This window comes from Cysteiniphilum sp. GTC20157, assembly GCF_055396795.1.
Map to the genome: position 1 here is coordinate 1,710,851 of NZ_AP044698.1, position 17,744 is coordinate 1,728,594.

A 17,744-nucleotide genomic window follows, 5' to 3' on the forward strand; every position below is an offset into this window, starting at 1 on the left:
TTTATAATAATCTATGCCAATGAATCTGACTTCAACCAAACATTTAGGCGCTCGTAAATTGACTCAGCAGAGATTGCCACCTCACATGGCGCGAAAACATCTTTAGTAATCGGGCAAACCTTCTTTAAGCAAGGTGAGCAGGTTAACTTAGATGACACGTGTGTCACTTGTTTGCCAATAGCACCCGTTAACTTGGCTGAGGTTGAGCCATACATACCAATCACAGGCGCATCACAAGCCGCTGCCAAATGAGACAACCCGGTGTCAACAGAAACAACAGCATCACTTTGACTAAAAAGCTCAGCTAATTGTGTTAAACTCATTTTATCAAGAACCACTGCATTTTGATGATTCTGTGCTATCTCATGCGCTTGATGTTTTTCATTATCATTGCCCCATGGTAAGAGCACTTTGATACCATCATCTGCTAATAGCTTTACCAGTTGCTGCCAATGCGCAAGCGACCAGTGTTTACTAGACCACGTTGTCGCATGTAAGAAGACCACTTGCTTATGTTTTTTTTGCGTATTTTGTTTATGCCATTGGTAAGAAATACCATAATTGATTTCATCGGAAACAACATAGTTAAAGACCTTAGCAAACAATGCTTTAACGCGCAAAATCGCGTGCTGTCCCTTGGCTATCGATATCTTATGTTGATAAAAGAAGCTTGCAGCAGGTTCGCGCGCTGAGTGCTTATCTAAGCCATATTTGACACCTTTAGCCCCTTTGGTAATCCATGCACTCTTTAACAAGCCTTGTGCATCGATAACATAGTCATATCGCTTTGATTTTAATTTCTTTTTAAACGCACGAATTTCAGCAAAGTGCTTAAATATATTCTTACGCCATTTACGCACTTCCACTTCTAGCACTTCATTCACAGCTGGATGCCACTTAGGAATCTCAGCAAAAGCCTTTTCAACCACCCAGTCAAACTCAATCTCAGGCATTTGCTTTTTGGCTTCTGTTAACGCTGGTAGCGTATGCAGCACATCACCTAACGATGATGTTTTCACAATTAAACATCTTTTCATTAACTTTTATCAATCATCATCTGTTTTATTATTGACGCCGATATTCTAATGATTTTTAAACGACAATGCTATGGGCACAAGTTAAAACATTTTCCATCGAATTGAATCAAACTAAAAGTTACCAAAATAAAAATTGGATTGCCTAATCCATTATTTTGTCTCGCGGATAGTCAAATTTAGCTAAGACCTTTTTAACTTCATTAACCGGCAAGCCAACGACATTGTCAAAGTCACCTTTTACCTCTTTGACAAAGCGTTGCCCAAGACCTTGAATGGCATAACCGCCAGCTTTATCTTGCGGCTCATTCGTCTGCCAATAAGCTTTTATCTGTGCATCAGTTAATTGCGCAAACAGCACATCGCTTATTCTATACTCATAGTGTACTGACTCGCCATCACCTACAGCAAAGCCAGTAATGACCTCATGCCAACATCCACTCAACTTATACATATAGTCACAAAAAACATTAAAATTTATCGGTTTTTGCAGTATTTCTTCATCAATGACGACAATGGTATCAGCAACTAAAACAGGTATGTCTAATGACTTCACCTTTAACGCGGCTTTAAGCTTGGTCTTAACAATTCGCTCCAAATATACCAGTGGTTTCTCACCGACTAAAGAGGACTCATCAATATCTACAGCAAACTGGCTAAACTCGATGGATTCACGCTGCAGCAATTCTGCCCGCCTTGGTGATTGGGATGCTAAATAAATCATCTAGTTACTCGATTGATCAAGGATATCTAAAACCTCTACATCACTATCAAAAGCTTGAGTTTTTGCATTGCTTTTTGCTTTAATCTGCAAAGTTTTATCCAAGTTATAATCATAGTTTTGTAAATAAGCATTGCGTGCCGCAACATACGGGTCAATTGAGCTATTCATTAATTTTTCATATAAAGATAAGTATTGAACACCCTCATTGGCCTTATACACACCGTAAGCACTCCAGCTTACAATTGGAGGTGTCACAGCGCTATAACTTAGCGGGTTAAAGACAGTATCAACAAGATCCCCTGCTGAACCACCAAAGGTATTAGGTCCTAAAATTGGCACAACGAAATAAGGTGAGTAACGATAGCCCCATTTCGCCATAGTGAAACCAAAGTTTTGTACTCGACGTGGCAACCCCATATTTTTAGCAACATCAAACAAACCAAACACGCCAAAAATGGTATTAGCAACAAAACGCGCAGTATCGCGCCATACATAGTCAAAATTCCATTGCAACAAGTCATTTGCAATGCGTCCAGGCTCTAGAATATTATTGTAAGTATTATCAATGCCAAGTTGGACAGGATCAGGAACCACATAGTCATAACCTTTTGCCATGGGAATGAGTGCATAATCATAAGTCACTTGGTTAAATTTAAAGACCGCACGGTTATAACCCTCCCAAGGATCCCGATTCTGCTGAGTAGCACAACCGCTTAAAGCGACGACTGCCAAAAGAACAATTACTTTATATTTCATTTTTCATATAGTTTTTTCCTGTTGCAGGCAAGTATATACTGATCACAAACTATCTTACAATATTTCTGTCATCGAATTTCCCGCTATACAATAGATTTAAAGCACTTTACAATAAAGCCTGATTTTTGATTTAAGCTAGTACCAATGACGCAAACCACACAACAGACAATCTCTCCTACAGCCAAATGGTTAATTACGATTACCGTAATGCTCGCGGCAATGATTGAGATTATTGACACAACCATTGTCAACGTCGCGCTACCCGATATGGCGGGCTCTCTTGGCGCAAGCACTGAAGAAATTTCCTGGGTGGTTACTTCTTATATCGTATCTTCTGCGATTTGCATGCCACTGACCGGTTTTTTCGTGCGCACCATTGGTCGCAGGCGACTACTTTTAATTAATATCATTGGCTTCTTGATATTCTCTATGCTATGCGGTTTATCAAGTTCTCTTAGCGAGATGGTGTTTTTTAGGATTATGCAAGGAATCTTTGGCGCCTCTTTAGTCCCTTTATCACAATATGTCTTACGTGACACCTTTCCGCCAAAGGAACAAGTCAAAGCCATGGCAGTCTGGGGCGTTGGCATTATGGCAGCGCCTGTATTGGGACCCACGTTAGGTGGCTATATTACGGACTGGATTAACTGGCGTTGGATCTTTTATATCAATGTCCCTGTGTGCCTTATTGCAATCGTCATGGCATTTATGTTTATTCGTGAGACAAAACGCGAAAAACTTAATATCGACTGGGTTGGACTTGGGCTTATGGCATTAACCATTGCCGCCTTACAAATCTTTCTTGATCGCGGCAATAACGATGGTTGGTTATCATCACATTTCATTCTTGCGATGCTAATATTTTGGGTTGTCACTGGTCTAATTTTTATTATTCGCGGTTGGTTCAACCCTAAGAATATTTTAAATCTTCATTTATTTAAAGATCGTAATTATGCGGCTTCCTGTATTTTATTAGTCCTATACACTGCAGGCATATTTGGACTGATGACCGTCCAACCCCTTATTATGCAAGGCTTTATGCATTACTCAGCTGCTCTGTCTGGAGAGCTTATGATGCCTCGCGGTATTGCCGCCGCCGCGGCGATGATGCTAATCGCCCCTTTGGCTAAACGTATTGATTTACGCATTATCATTTTATTGGGCATCATTTTTACCGCTTACGGAAACTATCTATATGGTCAAATTCCACTAATGAGTGATCAGTGGAATTTAACTTATCCTGGTATTATCCAAGGCATTGGCATGGGTTTCTTCTTCGTACCAGTGTCAACAATGGCGTTACAAACTTTGCGACCTCAAGATCTTGCAGAAGGCAGTGGGATGTTTAGCTTTTTTAGAAATTTAGGCACATCTGTTGGCACATCTGTGATGATTACCGTACTAAGCCAACAAGCACAAGTCGCTTGGCATAGTATGATAAAGCACATCAACCCTGCTAACCCAAATTATCAAACTTGGCTACAAAGCACCGGCTGGCATGCACAAGACCCAACAGCACTAGGTGTAATCGCGCAGACGATCAACACGCAGGCAAACATTATTGCCTTTAACGATGTCGCTTACTTGTCTTATTTATTGCTTGCGATTTCAATCCCTTTTATTTTACTACTAAGCAAGCCGGCTAATACAGGCCTTAGCATGGATCATTAAAGAATAGTAATCGACACTTGGACGAAGTCAAAGGGAACTTTAGTGGCAGAAAATGGCTTCGACTAACGCTCAGCCAACGCTCACGCAGTAAAACTTAAAGAAAATATAATCATCGCTTACTTTTTCAAAGGAAACATTACAAATCCCGCTTTAACATTGGTCAATATCAATAAAAGCAAACTTAAACAAAGTGGCAACAGAAGCACAAGAAAAGCACCGCTAAAAACACTTGGGTTATGAATTTCTTTTAAATCACCACCATTTATCCACATACTAATATAATCAACCAAATGCTGAAAAAGAGCCGCTGATAGGCCAATGGTCATATTGACCACTGCCAGCACAGTACCATGTACTTTATTTGGGAAAATATCATCAACAACAGCAAACGCTAAAAGCATACTTGAGACAAAAAAGCCCAGTAAAAAATAAAGCACATAGAGCATGCCAATCGTAAACACGTTTGGCAATAACACGATAAGACTAAAGACAATAATCGTCATGACGTTAGTCACAATCATCCATGCTTTCTTTGTGTTAGTCAGGCGAGCAACAATACCATGTATCGGACCACCTACAGCTATGCCAATAAAAATCATGGCACTGATCGACGCTGAAGTTGTTGCGTCAAACTGATAAGTGTATTGTAAGAACACCACATCATAAAGCTCTGAAAAAGCATTAACGACAGTACCGACCATAATGCCAGCATAAATAGCAATCAACCAAAGATCTTTAGACTTTAGTACATACAAATGCGCTTTTGAGAGCTTCCTTGAGATTGTCTTGTGTGTCACAAACTCACGTGGTCGCACACAAAGATAAATCACCAATGAAAAGATCACGCCAATATAGCCAATCAACCATAACGCGCCCTCCCAAGTGAGCTTTTCAATCCAATAAGCTAATAATACTTGACCAAAAATGCCGCCTAATACACCAATTGTATTTGTTAATCCTACTGCAATTGGGAAAACATTGTTGGGCAGTACATCAGATGCCACTTTAAGCGCACCTAAGAAAGCAAAAGCTGAACCAATCGCAATAAGTATGCGTCCGATCCACATCATGCTGAGGGATTGATCCCAGATAAATACCAAAATCCCAACACTCATCACAAGGCAGGATAATGATAATGTCCACTTACAGCCAAATCGATCAAGCATGAGTCCCGCCGGTATTTGAGCAATCGCATAAATCGGAAAATAAATTGCCATCACTGAAACCACTTGATTAATATCCAAATTAAGCGAATGCGCAATTGGTGCCAATAGTACACTCGGCGCCGTATGTTGAAAATAATCCAACGCATAGAATATTGCTGCAACCAACCACACAAGCCACGCAATGGTTAATGTTCTTGCTTTCATTATTGCTCCATTTTTAATGGTTATCTTAACAGATCTAATACTTTATGCTTTGCCGCACTAAAGTCAGTTTTGCCCGAACCTAATTTTGGAATAGCATCAACCTGAAAATAGTTTTGTGGCTTTAATAAATTATTTATCTTAGCACTATTTACTCGTTGTTTGATATCGCTAGCATCCATTGCCATGGTATATAAAAGCGATATACATTCGCCTTTTTTCTGATCTGGTGTTGCCACAGCTAATATTTCATTCTCTTCGTTATCGGCACCCAAAAGCGTCATGATCTCCTCTTCAACCGCAGATAGACTAACCATCTCACCACCTAGCTTTGCAAAGCGTGAGTAGCGATCCAAAATAGTTAAATAACCGTCTTCATCAAGTCTTCCTTTATCTCCTGTTTGATACCAACGAATGCGATTGCGTTTAAAGATCACTTCAGCTGTTTTCTGCGGATTATGTAAGTAACCTTCCATGACATTGACTCCACCAAAGGTGATCATGCCAGCCTCACCAATCGATAATTCTTCTTTAGATTCAGGATCAATGATCATAAAACGCCCGCCAGGAACCGAACTGCCGACAGTACCAATCTTATTATTAATTTTATCGCCTTCATTTGGTTGATTGACACTTGCCACGGGACTCAATTCAGTTGTGCCATAACCTTCATAAATAATCTTATCAAACTTCTTCTCAAACATGGCTCTGACTTCAGGCAAAAGCTTCTCAGCACCGGCAACAACGAAGTTTAATGATGAGAATTGTTCGGCTGTCAACTGACGTGCCTTTGAGTAAATTCTAAAGAAGGTTGATGTGCCACATAAAATGGTTGGCTTATATTTATCTGCTAACTCACCCAACATCGCCGCATCAGTAGGGTCCGGGTGACAGACCATAAATACACCTTCAAGCAACGGTAAAATGGTTGTTGCTGTCAAACCAAAGGCATGAAAAATTGGCAAGATACTTAAAATAGAATCATCTGATTTAGCACCCAATATAATCATTGACTGTTTGACATTTCCTAGGATATTTTTGTGACTTAATACAACACCTTTAGGTTTACCTTCGCTACCACTACTAAATAGAATAGCCGCCGTATGATCGGTGGAAACTCGTGTGACATAATGTCTAATCAAATGTTCAGCTGATGATAACTTCACGTGCAATAAAGTTTTCAATAAGGTAAATTTATCCAACTGCTGACGCAGATCTTCTAGCAGAATAATTTTTGAGTTACTAAATACTTCCTCTAAGAAAAATCCTTTTTTCTTTAACTGCTCAATAAAGCGACCTGAAGTAATAATCGTTTTGATGTTGGATTCAGAAATAGCCGCATCAAGCGCTGATTTCGATGCTGTATAGTTTAAATTAACCAGTGTTTTACCCAACACAAAACCACTCATCATTGCCATCGCACCACCTACACTAGGGGGCAAACAAATACCAATACGTTCCTGTTCACGTAAGATCGGCTCAAGTAATTTTGATAGCGCAAGCGTTGCAACAAGCAGACGCTCAGAGCTTAGCTCAACACCTGTTGAGTCTGCAATCACTTTTTTGCCCTTACGTGCTTTTGCTTGCTTGATCCATACCTCCGGAATTGATGGCATCAGTGAAATATAACGCTCCCAAGCATAAATATTCTTCTCTGCTAAAAGATCTGACAGCGCTTTCTTATCAAGTGCAATGCCAATTGGCTCAAAGAAGCTTAGGTGCAACCACTGTGGCACATTACGCCCACGGGTATATTTAATGCATTCAAAGCCACAAACCTGCATAGGGATAATTTCATTATTGAGCTTTACCACATCGTCATAAAGCGCTTGAGACACTAGCAAAACACCCTGTTTATCCCATGACGTCAGAAAAGACTGTGGAATAATCTTAACACCTGTTCTCTTTAGTAAATAATCCACTAGTTTCGACGGCGGACTTTGGCACTCCATGACTACTGTTACTGTTTGACGTGCAATGCGCTGTAACAGTACAGCTAGAAATAAATTAACATTATTACTAATAACCACTGCCGGTTTGAAATTCGGCACATAGTTAACATGATGAAAGTTACACATATAACGTTGGCGCTCTTTCAACTGCATAACGGCAATCAAGGTTTTATTTGGCCAAATATATAATGAACCCAAAACAACTATAACAAACAGGGCAATTATCCCTAACAATATTGACATTAATGCCACCTCATCATCGGCGATTTTATTTATCTGATCTGAGTATATAACGCTTACACACCATTTTACAGTGTTTCTGTTATTGAATTTATCATACGTAAATACTCATTAAAACTCATCGTATTATCATGTACAATGCTGATCATTGATATTTTTAGATAACTACGCCATGTTGATTGAAAGCACACACACCCCAATGATGCAGCAATATTTAACGATCAAATCTCAATACCCTGAGACGCTTTTGTTTTATCGCATGGGTGATTTTTATGAGTTATTTTATGATGATGCGCAAAAAGCCGCTAAGCTTCTTGATATCAGCCTCACAACACGCGGCAAATCAAATGGTGAACCCATTGCCATGGCAGGTGTGCCCTATCATGCCGCTGAGAACTATCTATCGCGCCTGATAAAACAAGGCTTAAGTGTCGCCATTTGTGAACAAGTGGGCGATGTTAATAACAAAGGTCCTGTCGAGCGCGAAGTCGTACGTGTTATCACGCCGGCAACTGTTGCTGAAGAGAGCTTTACTGAGAGTAATGATAGCAATATTTTAATGGCAGTTTTTGAGAATAAAACACGTATGGGCATTGCCTATTTGGAGTTTACTCAAGGTGAACTAAAAGTGCTTGAAATCAAGCGTGAAACTAACACACTTCATGATCAGGTGCACCGCTTAAAGGCTAAAGAATTACTGACTTCTGAGACTAACTCCGATGAAGTTCAGTCTCATCTGAGAAATGAACAAATCTCTATTCAAAAGCGTCCTGAATGGGAATTTCAGCTCATGGGTGCTAAAAAATTAATTCAACAGTATTTTGGTCAAAATGTCTTAACTGATGAGCTCAATAAAAAACCTTTAGCGATATCAGCTGCTGGCGCTTTACTCAATTATCTGGAGAATACGCAAAAGACAGCACCAAAACATTTACACAACATCACCATCGAATCTGATGAGAGTTTATTAGATATTGATACCTCAAGCCGACGTAATCTTGAGCTTGAGACAAGCCTCTCTGGCAAAGGTAATCACACACTTTTTGCCATCATCAACAAATGCCAAACAGCGCTTGGCAATCGCCTATTAAAACAATGGTTTAAGTCACCGATAAAAGATCATCATGTTTTAAAGAGCCGCCAAGATGCGATACAAGATCTCATTCAGCAAGCCGCCATCGATGACGTCCAACTTTTGCTTAAGCAGACGCAAGATATCGAGCGTATTGCCTCACGTATTGCTTTAAATAGCGCCAAACCCAAAGATTTAATCGCACTGCGACACACTTTGGGTATTTTGCCTAGTCTAAAAACAACGATTGAAAATCGTCAGCATGATCCACTGCTGATCACACATGCCAAGCATTTAACGCTATTACCACAAATTCTAGGTCTTTTAAGCGAATCATTAGTTGATGAACCACCGATTACCATTCGTGACGGAGGGGTTATCAAAGAAGGTTTTGATCAACATCTTGATGAATTGAGAAATATTAGTCAGCATGCAGGTGATTATTTAATTCAACTGGAGCAACAAGAGCGTGAACGCACTGGCATTAATACGTTAAAAGTTAGCTTTAACAAAGTGCATGGTTACTATATTGAAATATCTAAGGCACATAAAGTAGAGCTGCCCGTTGATTACACACGCCGGCAAACGCTTAAAAACGCTGAACGTTATATCACTCCTGAACTAAAATCCTTTGAAGATAAGATTCTAAGCAGTGCAGAGAAAGCACTCACCTATGAGAAAAGTCTATATCAGAATATTTTAGAGCAAATTCTTGTGGTGTACCAAGATTTGCAACAAACGGCAAAAGCAATTGCTGAAATTGACGTTTTAACGAATTTGGCAGAGCGCGCCATCACCTTAAAGTTAAATCGCCCCCAATTATCAAAAGATAAGATTTTGGATATTAGAGATGGTCGACATTTAGTGATTGAAGCTTTATCTAAATCACCCTTTATTGCTAATAGTAATCGCTTAGATGAACAAAAGCACTTACAAATCATTACAGGTCCTAACATGGGTGGTAAATCGACCTATATGCGTCAAATTGCACATATCGTATTTCTTGCGCATATAGGCGCCTTTGTTCCCGCACAAAGTGCGTTAATTGGTGATATTGATGCGATTTATACACGCATTGGCGCATCTGATGATATCAGCTCAGGACGCTCAACTTTTATGGTGGAGATGACAGAATGCGCGCATATTTTGCGTCATGCCACAAATAAAAGCCTCGTATTAATGGATGAAATTGGACGTGGCACTAGTACTTTTGATGGCTTAGCATTGGCAATGGCGTGCGCTGAAAAGCTGTTAAAAATCGAAGCTTATACACTCTTTGCCACACATTATTTTGAACTGACTCACTTGGCTGCACAGTACCCTACTTTAGAGAATATTCATTTTGAAGCGACGGAATACAAAGATACGATTATTTTCTTACACCAAGCTAAGCAGGGAGCCGCACTTAAAAGCTATGGCATTCAAGTGGCGAAGCTTGCGGGTGTGCCTCATGATGTCTTAAAAAATGCCAAAAAGATTCTATCACGCTTAGAGATGCGTGATAGTGATCCTTACGCGCCTATTCAGCAAAGCTTAGATTTTAGTTTCACTAATCATCATGAGCATAATAATAGCAATGATACAAATCATGATCTAGTAATCGAAAAACTCAAAGCACTTGATCCTAATAAACTGACACCGATTGAAGCGATGACCACACTTTTTGATCTTAAATCAGCACTTGAGACTGAAGAAAAACAACTGATTTAAAGTCGTTATTTTGGTCAATAGCTCAGTACATTAAAAACAAGTATTAGGTGATAATTAGCTGATCTAAATTATAGCCATTTTCATCACTCTACTTCCTTATAATACTGCCTTAAACTGTTCACCACTTCTTCCATCTTATTGGCACGTGATCCCTTCACTAAGATGCGTGAGCGTGTATTTTGATTTTTACTAAGGTCAGCCTGTAGTGCTTTAATTAAGGGACTCTTTTGCTCAAAATAGTGTGCATGATTTCCTGCCGCTTTGGCAAGCAATGTCATCCACGCTTTATTGCCATACAAATAGACATAGTCAATGCGTGATTGTTTTATCATACACCCAATCTGTTGATGATAATACTCAGCATGCTCACCAAGCTCGCCCATATTGCTCAGCACCAGATACTTATTACCCTTAAATTTCGCTAAATCTTCAATGGCTGCTTTCACAGACTGAACACTGGCGTTATAAGTATCATCAATTATGGTTATATAATCATTTAAAGAGGTTAAAGAGAATCGTCCTTTATAGGGTTGATAATGCGCTAATGCTTTAAGCGCTGTATCAATATCTAATTGCAATGCATAAATAAAAGAAAGTGCTGTTAATGTATTTTGGATATTATGCGCCCCAACGACATTAAGCTGTGCCTCATATTGTTTTTTTGCCACACTCACTGTAAAGCTCAGTGCTGTTGTTGATTCTGTTTGCTCACATAGATAAATATTTGCATTAGTATTATTCATTGAGAATGTGACTTGATTAACCGCTAAATCGTTAGCAAAAGCATTAATTCTTGCGTCATCCAAATTAATCATTGCTTTACCCTGCGCCTTTATCCCTTGCAGTAAGGCACCCTTTTCAATCATCACACCATCAAGTGATTTTAGCTTTTCCAAGTGTGATGCTGAAACATTGGTAATACCGGCATAATCGGGCTTAATTAACTGTGTTAAATGCGGGATCTCACCTGGGGCGTTAGTTCCGGCTTCAATCACCAAGAAATCAGCATTATGCGGGGTTGACAACACCGTCATTGGTACACCAAGATCATTATTGAAATTACCATGACTGTAATGCACCTTACCGAATGTTTTAAGCATACACACTAGCATTTCCTTGGTCGTTGTTTTGCCGCAACTTCCCGTTATTGATAATACTGGCATACTAAGTGTTTGCCGATATAAAAAAGCTAAATCAAACAGTGCTTGACGAGTATCTTTGACGATGATTTGTGGCACATCAAGATTGTCTTGTTTTTGTGTCACCAAAACGGCAACGGCACCATTTTGTATGGCATTATTGATAAAGTCATGCCCATCGCGTGCGCCTTTTAATGCCACAAATAACTGACCTTTATTAATCTCTTTGGAATTAATATGCGCACCAGCAATTGCCACATCTTGTCCAATGTACTGACAGTCATTTAACTGCAAAGCCAATGACTTTAATGACTTAATCATTTTTTCTCCAAAAATCCAATACCACATCTCGCTCATCAAAATATATTTTTTGATGATTTTTATCTAAATAAGTTTCATGCCCTTTGCCAGCGAGCAAAATAACATCGTCAACATCAGCCTTACTTAAGGCATATTCTATCGCCTGTTTGCGATCTTCAATGACGATAAACGCTGCAAATTTATCATCGAATCCCGAAATAATATCTTTAACAATATCTTTAATATCATCCGTGCGACTATTATCTTCTGTAACGATCACAAAGTCCGCCATATCTTGGGCTGCTTTTGCCATTAATGGGCGCTTACTATGCTCTCGCGAACCACCACAACCAAACACGCAATATAGTTTGCCTTTTGTTTGCACACGCACGGCTTGTAAGGCGTTAGCTAAAGCATCCGCAGTATGCGCGTAATCGATAACAACAAGTGCGTTTCCATTGTGTATCAGTTTTTCAAGACGTCCTTTAGGGTTATGTAAAGAAGGTAAAGTTTTCAATACGTCGGCAAAGAGGTAATCGTTTACCAACAATGCACAAACCACTGCGGCAATATTGCTGACATTATACTCACCAATAATCGGTATCGTAATAGCTAATGCCTTGTTATTTTTAAAAAACACATCAACCACAAAGCCGCCTGAAGATATCGATTGTATTGGCATATAACAATCGGCTTGGCTATTAACAAGACTAAAACTAAAAACCTGTTTCTCTTGCTCTTCAATCAACTCATCATATAAGCGTCTGCCATAGTTATTATCAATATTAATCACGCATTTCTTAACACTTGGCAATAAGAATAATTGTCTCTTGGCTTGAAAATATGCTTCCATCGTCTGATGGTAATCCAAATGATCGATATCAAGATTACTAAATATCGCCGTTTGAATATTGACATTGACAATACGCTTTTGATCGATCGCGTGCGAAGATGCCTCCATAGCAACTGTATTAACAACCTGAGAATGGAATGTCCTAAGCATTCTTTGAAGACTTAAATTATCCAATGTTGTTAAATTAGAATCTGTTAATGTCGGAAATATCCCGTTACCAATGGTGCCTAACACACCGACCTTGCAATTAAGTGTCGATAAACTTTGTGCCAAAAAATGACAAATTGAACTCTTACCATTAGTACCTGTCACTGCAAAGATACTTTGTTGCTCAGATGGATAATCATAAAACCAGCTTGCCAAACTTGAAAGAATTGATTTTAAATTCTGAATCTCGATAACAAAGGGGCTATCCGCTGAATCAACTAAGCTAAGATCTTCGACTAATATCAGCTTAACACCTTTAGCCCGTAGGTCTTTGACATAATGATGCCCATCATGCACTTGACCTTTCAACGCAATAAAGCCATCGTTTTTTGTGACTAAGCGGTGATCTTGATAGAGGTTTTCAATTAAACAATATACAGTATCGGTTGTTTGATAATCAGTTGCTTTTAATGTATTAATTTCAGTTAGAAAGGTTCTGATTTGAGCAATAGTTTTCACGATTATTGATGATATTATTTAGCTTGACGTTTTTCTTTAACAGCAGCGGCGAGCTTATCAAGCATTTCAACCGTTTCATCCCAACCAACACAAGCATCAGTAATACTCTTACCATATTCTAAAGGAGTCACAAAAATCGATTGATTGCCTTCTTTTAAGTTGCTCTCAATCATAACACCTAAAATATCTTCACTGCCTGCTTTATATTGCTCACAAATATCATCAATCACCAAAGATTGCTTCTTATAATCTTTGCTACTATTGCCGTGACTGCAATCAATCATCACCTTGTGAGGTAAATGATGCTCTTTTAACGCGTCAGCAGTTTGATCAACATATTCTTTGGCATAATTTGGTCCATCATTGCCGCCACGCAAAATAATATGCGCATCAGCATTACCGGTTGTTTCAAAAATCGCCGTTGTACCTTGTTTGGTAACACCTAAGAAATGGTGCTTTGATTTCGCCGCTCTTACTGCGTCAACGGCAATACCAATGCTACCTTTGGTACCATTTTTAAAGCCTATTGGACAAGATAAGCCTGAAGCTAACTCACGATGCACCTGACTTTCAGTGGTGCGCGCACCAATGGCTCCCCAAGCAATAAGATCGGAGATATACTGTGGACTAATCACATCTAGAAACTCGGTCGCACATGGCAAGCCCATATCTGAGATGTCCAATAATAACTGGCGCGCCATACGCAAGCCTTTGTTGATTTTAAAGCTATTATCTAAATCAGGGTCATTAATTAATCCCTTCCAACCCACCGTTGTTCTTGGTTTTTCAAAATAGACACGCATGATCACAACGAGCTCATCGGCATGTTTTCTCGCTTCACTCAATAAAAGTCCAGCATACTCTTTCGCAGCCTTAATATCATGCACTGAACAAGGTCCAACAACGACAACCAAGCGATCGTCTTTGTTTTGTAGCACATTGGATACTGCTTTACGCGCAGCAATCACGGTTGCCGTAGCTTCTTTGGTCATCGGATGCTCTTCATGGATGACCCCAGATGGCACTAAGGTGCGTTTGTCTTTGATACGTGTATTATCTGTTTTATCGTGTATGTCTATCACCCTCTCTACTCCACTTTATACTGTTTTTTTATTTTATACTTTTTTATTTTTTGAAATTCTATCCACTATAACATGAATTATAAACATGCCAACATGTCCTGCTAAATAATACCAAACAATTTGCGCAAAGAATTCATGTAGCTCCTTGATATCATGTAGCAATGATGCACCAATATAATTGGCAGGAATTACAAGCCAGAGAGTCCCCAAGAAAGCAACCAAAAGCAATAGTAGAAACCCTAAACCTTGAATTAACCCTGCTAGACCACCAAAATCACGATCAGGTAAACGGCAACGACACAGTAGTTTTACATCATCTATGACGAGGCTAAAACCTTTTTTATTGTAAGGAAAAAGATGCCCAAATTTATCTTTTTCTACTAAACTTGCCGCACGCAATAAATACCCTAATAATAAGAAAAAAACGGTGACACCAAAAATCTCATGAAATAGAAATAATTTTAATGTCCACGGCTCAACGCCTGGCTTTATTTTATGATGCATCCATTGTGCTGATAATAGTTGAAAGATAATGGCTAATGCAAATAACCAATGAATGACATGTGCCAATACATCATAATGTGTTTGTTTTTTCATAAATGCCTCACTCTTTAAGATATTTTTTTATAGATATAACGCGGCATAACCTCATCCGCTGTAACCTTATTTTCAAAGTCAATTCTCAACAAAATTCCCAAGGCAAAACACATAATAAGCAAGCTACTTCCACCATAGCTAATCAATGGCAATGTCAAGCCTTTGGTCGGTAGCACACCGATGTTCACACCAATATTAACAATCACCTGAAAAGCCACCCAAAAGCTTATACCATAAGCAACATAGCTTTGAAAATGGCGATTAAGCACATAAGCAAGACTGGCAATCCGCATCCCCTTCCAGATCAAATAAGCATAAACCATTAACAGCGTGATCACACCTACTGCACCCAACTCCTCAGCGACTACTGATACAATAAAGTCGGTATGTGCTTCAGGTAAGAAAAATTGCTTTTGAATACCACTACCCAAGCCATCACCAAACCAGCCGCCTCTTCCATATGAGATCAATGCTTGCACTAGCTGATAACCGGTATTATTGGGGTCTGCCCACGGATCTAAAAAACCATTTAAGCGTGCTAAACGATAGGGTTCAAAAAGCACTAGAAACGTTGCAGCAACTGCTCCTAATACAATCAAAATAATAAACCATCTTAATTTAACACCTGCCATAAACATAATGCCAAAAACACAGGTAAACATCACAACAGAAGCACCAAAGTCAGGCTCTTTAAGTAGCAATCCTGCCATTGCTGCAAGGATAATCAATGGCTTGACGACACCTTTGAATGTTTCTCTGGCAACATCACCAAAACGCACTAAGTAGGATGAGAAATACATAATCGCACATAGTTTCACGACTTCTGAAACTTGAACATTAATCACAAGCAAAGGTATCCAACGTCTTGAACCATTAACCTCGCGCCCAATATGTGGAATCAATACAGCAATAAGTAAAACAAAGGCAATGATAAGCCACAGTTTATAGACTTTCTGATAGTTATCCGTTGGCACTAATAGCGCACATATCATCGCTCCTATACCAAGTACGGCAAAGAAGCCTTGACGCATGCAATAAAAATAAGGATTACCATAGTCATAGTTTGCATCAACCATTGACGCCGAGGTTACCATGATCCAACCAAACGCTAATAGTCCCAGCACTAAAAAAACAAACGCCATATCAAGCTCAATGGTCGCTCGAACGCGCACCTTTTTGCTATTGCGCTGACTCAATAAATTACGAATAAAAAAAAGCACTCTGTTACCTTAGCTTATTAACCAATTCTTCAAAATATTCACCACGATGAGCATAGCTTAAAAAACCATCGAAGCTTGCACATGCCGGTGATAATAACACAATATCATTTTGACAAGCGAGGGTTCTGGCAGCATTAAATGCCTCATCAAAGCACTCACACAGCAGACAATCCACCTCATTGGCAATGGCTTGATAAATTAGCTTACCATCCTGCCCGTAAACTACTGCTTTTCTAACATATGCCTTAAGCACTGGGACTAATTCTCTAAAATCAGCACCTTTTGATAAACCACCTAACATAATAATAATGTTTTGAGTCTCTTTACTTCCTAAACCGATAAGTGCGGCTTCAGTTGATGCAATATTGGTTGCTTTGGAGTCATTAATATATTGGGTGCCTTTAAATTTTCTAACCAAACGACAGCGATGCGCAAGCGGGTTAAATGTTGCAATTGCTGATTTAATCTTGGCTTTATCACCATCTGATAAAATCATTAGCCCACCTAAGATAGTTAGCACTGCTAATATATTCTCAAAATTATGCTTGCCTTGTAATATCAGCTCAGACTGCCGACAAAATAGCTCATTATGAAATATTGCTTTATCATCATCGACATAAGTCGCGTCATTATTAAAGTATGAAAAAGTAGCATCCGTTCTATGATTTAATACGTCTTTTTGTTTGGCATTCATCACACGATAGTTGCCACGCGCGAGCAATGCCAACTTTGCATCACAGTACGCCTGATAGTCAACATAGCGATCCAAGTGATCAGGGGATAGATTAAGCACTGCTACAACATCAAACTGCGCATGCTTTAGTAAATCAATCTGAAAGCTTGAGACCTCAAGCACATAAACATCCACTTCATCATCAATCAAATTCAAAGCAGGAATGCCAATATTCCCGCCTAGAGCAGCATTCATCCCAAGACTTTTCAGTACATGGAAAAGTAAAGAAACAACGGTACTCTTGCCATTTGAACCAGTAACTGCAATCATTTTCTGCTTATTATTTTGATTGCGATTATACGATATAATATGTAATGCAAATAACTCAATATCACCAATCACTTTATGCCAATGAATGTGCAATTGATCAAATGGTGCTTTATTCACTGGAATGCCAGGCGCTACAACAATTAAATCATAACATTCAAGATTGATATCATTAAAGTTTTGATAATCAACCTCCACACGGGTGTTTTTAGAATTCTGATCAAAGATATCTATCTCTAGCGCATAAGCGCTTAAGTAATCAACAACCGCAACACCTGAAACACCAAGACCTGCGACTAATACACGTTTGATTTGTTGTGTTTGATAATAAAAGAAAGGCTTTAACTCAATCATTGCATCG

At 39.1% G+C, this 17,744-nt stretch carries 13 protein-coding genes; 2 read left to right on the plus strand and 11 right to left on the minus strand.

Features of this window, described 5'->3' with window-relative positions; genetic code table 11:
* Nucleotides 1-11 precede the first annotated feature (11 nt).
* The 3 genes from waaC to ACZ5V8_RS07730 all read right to left on the minus strand — a co-directional run bounded on the left by waaC (nucleotide 12) and on the right by ACZ5V8_RS07730 (nucleotide 2,514).
* The gene (gene waaC, locus ACZ5V8_RS07720; protein ID WP_464217328.1) at nucleotides 12-1,037 is read right to left on the minus strand and encodes a lipopolysaccharide heptosyltransferase I; all 1,026 of its coding nucleotides are present in this window, start codon (nucleotides 1,035-1,037) and stop codon (nucleotides 12-14) included.
* Nucleotides 1,038-1,179: 142 nt separating this feature from the next.
* Nucleotides 1,180-1,758: a Maf family protein gene (locus ACZ5V8_RS07725; protein WP_464217329.1), complete on the minus strand. Its 579-nt coding sequence runs from the start codon at nucleotides 1,756-1,758 to the stop codon at nucleotides 1,180-1,182.
* On the minus strand, nucleotides 1,759-2,514 hold the full coding sequence (locus ACZ5V8_RS07730) for an MlaA family lipoprotein (RefSeq protein WP_464217330.1): 756 nt from the start codon (nucleotides 2,512-2,514) through the stop codon (nucleotides 1,759-1,761).
* A 144-nt stretch (nucleotides 2,515-2,658) separates the two neighbouring features.
* Here ACZ5V8_RS07730 and ACZ5V8_RS07735 point away from each other — a divergent pair, with 144 nt between their 5' ends.
* Nucleotides 2,659-4,185, plus strand: coding sequence for a DHA2 family efflux MFS transporter permease subunit (locus ACZ5V8_RS07735; protein WP_464217331.1), 1,527 nt, complete (start codon nucleotides 2,659-2,661; stop codon nucleotides 4,183-4,185).
* Nucleotides 4,186-4,301: 116 nt separating this feature from the next.
* On the opposite strand, the gene ACZ5V8_RS07740 is transcribed toward ACZ5V8_RS07735, so the two are convergent.
* Both ACZ5V8_RS07740 and ACZ5V8_RS07745 read right to left on the minus strand, forming a co-directional pair.
* Nucleotides 4,302-5,555: an MFS transporter gene (locus ACZ5V8_RS07740; protein ID WP_464217332.1), complete on the minus strand. Its 1,254-nt coding sequence runs from the start codon at nucleotides 5,553-5,555 to the stop codon at nucleotides 4,302-4,304.
* 20 nt (nucleotides 5,556-5,575) lie between these two features.
* Nucleotides 5,576-7,747, minus strand: a complete 2,172-nt coding sequence (locus tag ACZ5V8_RS07745; RefSeq protein WP_464217333.1) for an AMP-binding protein — start codon at nucleotides 7,745-7,747, stop codon at nucleotides 5,576-5,578.
* Between the two features lie 169 nt (nucleotides 7,748-7,916).
* On the opposite strand from ACZ5V8_RS07745, the gene mutS reads away from it, so the two are divergent.
* Entirely contained in the window at nucleotides 7,917-10,526 is a 2,610-nt protein-coding gene (mutS, locus tag ACZ5V8_RS07750) for a DNA mismatch repair protein MutS (protein WP_464217334.1), read from the plus strand.
* A gap of 83 nt (nucleotides 10,527-10,609) precedes the next feature.
* Here mutS and ACZ5V8_RS07755 read toward each other — a convergent pair whose 3' ends face one another.
* From ACZ5V8_RS07755 to murD, 6 genes are read right to left on the minus strand one after another with little or no spacing between them, the layout of a single operon-like run.
* Nucleotides 10,610-11,986, minus strand: coding sequence for a UDP-N-acetylmuramoyl-tripeptide--D-alanyl-D-alanine ligase (locus tag ACZ5V8_RS07755; protein WP_464217335.1), 1,377 nt, complete (start codon nucleotides 11,984-11,986; stop codon nucleotides 10,610-10,612).
* Nucleotides 11,979-13,484, minus strand: coding sequence for a UDP-N-acetylmuramoyl-L-alanyl-D-glutamate--2,6-diaminopimelate ligase (locus ACZ5V8_RS07760; RefSeq protein ID WP_464217336.1), 1,506 nt, complete (start codon nucleotides 13,482-13,484; stop codon nucleotides 11,979-11,981). The genes ACZ5V8_RS07755 and ACZ5V8_RS07760 overlap by 8 nt, the downstream gene beginning before the upstream one ends.
* 14 nt (nucleotides 13,485-13,498) lie before the next feature.
* The gene (locus ACZ5V8_RS07765; protein WP_464217337.1) at nucleotides 13,499-14,566 is read right to left on the minus strand and encodes a 3-deoxy-7-phosphoheptulonate synthase; all 1,068 of its coding nucleotides are present in this window, start codon (nucleotides 14,564-14,566) and stop codon (nucleotides 13,499-13,501) included.
* A gap of 33 nt (nucleotides 14,567-14,599) precedes the next feature.
* Entirely contained in the window at nucleotides 14,600-15,163 is a 564-nt protein-coding gene (locus tag ACZ5V8_RS07770) for a cytochrome b/b6 domain-containing protein (protein ID WP_440617237.1), read from the minus strand.
* Nucleotides 15,164-15,177: 14 nt separating this feature from the next.
* On the minus strand, nucleotides 15,178-16,383 hold the full coding sequence (ftsW, locus tag ACZ5V8_RS07775; protein WP_440617238.1) for a putative lipid II flippase FtsW: 1,206 nt from the start codon (nucleotides 16,381-16,383) through the stop codon (nucleotides 15,178-15,180).
* A gap of 4 nt (nucleotides 16,384-16,387) precedes the next feature.
* The gene (gene murD / locus ACZ5V8_RS07780) at nucleotides 16,388-17,737 is read right to left on the minus strand and encodes a UDP-N-acetylmuramoyl-L-alanine--D-glutamate ligase (RefSeq protein WP_464217338.1); all 1,350 of its coding nucleotides are present in this window, start codon (nucleotides 17,735-17,737) and stop codon (nucleotides 16,388-16,390) included.
* Nucleotides 17,738-17,744: the final 7 nt, after the last annotated feature.

Coding starts and splice junctions, on each gene's coding strand:
- ACZ5V8_RS07745 (WP_464217333.1), bottom strand. CDS start 7,747: ATGTCAATATTGTTAGGGATAATTGCCCTGTTTGTTATAGTTGTTTTG.
- ACZ5V8_RS07725 (WP_464217329.1), bottom strand. CDS start 1,758: ATGATTTATTTAGCATCCCAATCACCAAGGCGGGCAGAATTGCTGCAG.
- ACZ5V8_RS07755 (WP_464217335.1), bottom strand. CDS start 11,986: ATGATTAAGTCATTAAAGTCATTGGCTTTGCAGTTAAATGACTGTCAG.
- waaC (WP_464217328.1), bottom strand. CDS start 1,037: ATGAAAAGATGTTTAATTGTGAAAACATCATCGTTAGGTGATGTGCTG.
- ACZ5V8_RS07730 (WP_464217330.1), bottom strand. CDS start 2,514: ATGAAATATAAAGTAATTGTTCTTTTGGCAGTCGTCGCTTTAAGCGGT.
- mutS (WP_464217334.1), top strand. CDS start 7,917: ATGTTGATTGAAAGCACACACACCCCAATGATGCAGCAATATTTAACG.
- ACZ5V8_RS07740 (WP_464217332.1), bottom strand. CDS start 5,555: ATGAAAGCAAGAACATTAACCATTGCGTGGCTTGTGTGGTTGGTTGCA.
- ACZ5V8_RS07770 (WP_440617237.1), bottom strand. CDS start 15,163: ATGAAAAAACAAACACATTATGATGTATTGGCACATGTCATTCATTGG.
- ACZ5V8_RS07735 (WP_464217331.1), top strand. CDS start 2,659: ATGACGCAAACCACACAACAGACAATCTCTCCTACAGCCAAATGGTTA.
- murD (WP_464217338.1), bottom strand. CDS start 17,737: ATGATTGAGTTAAAGCCTTTCTTTTATTATCAAACACAACAAATCAAA.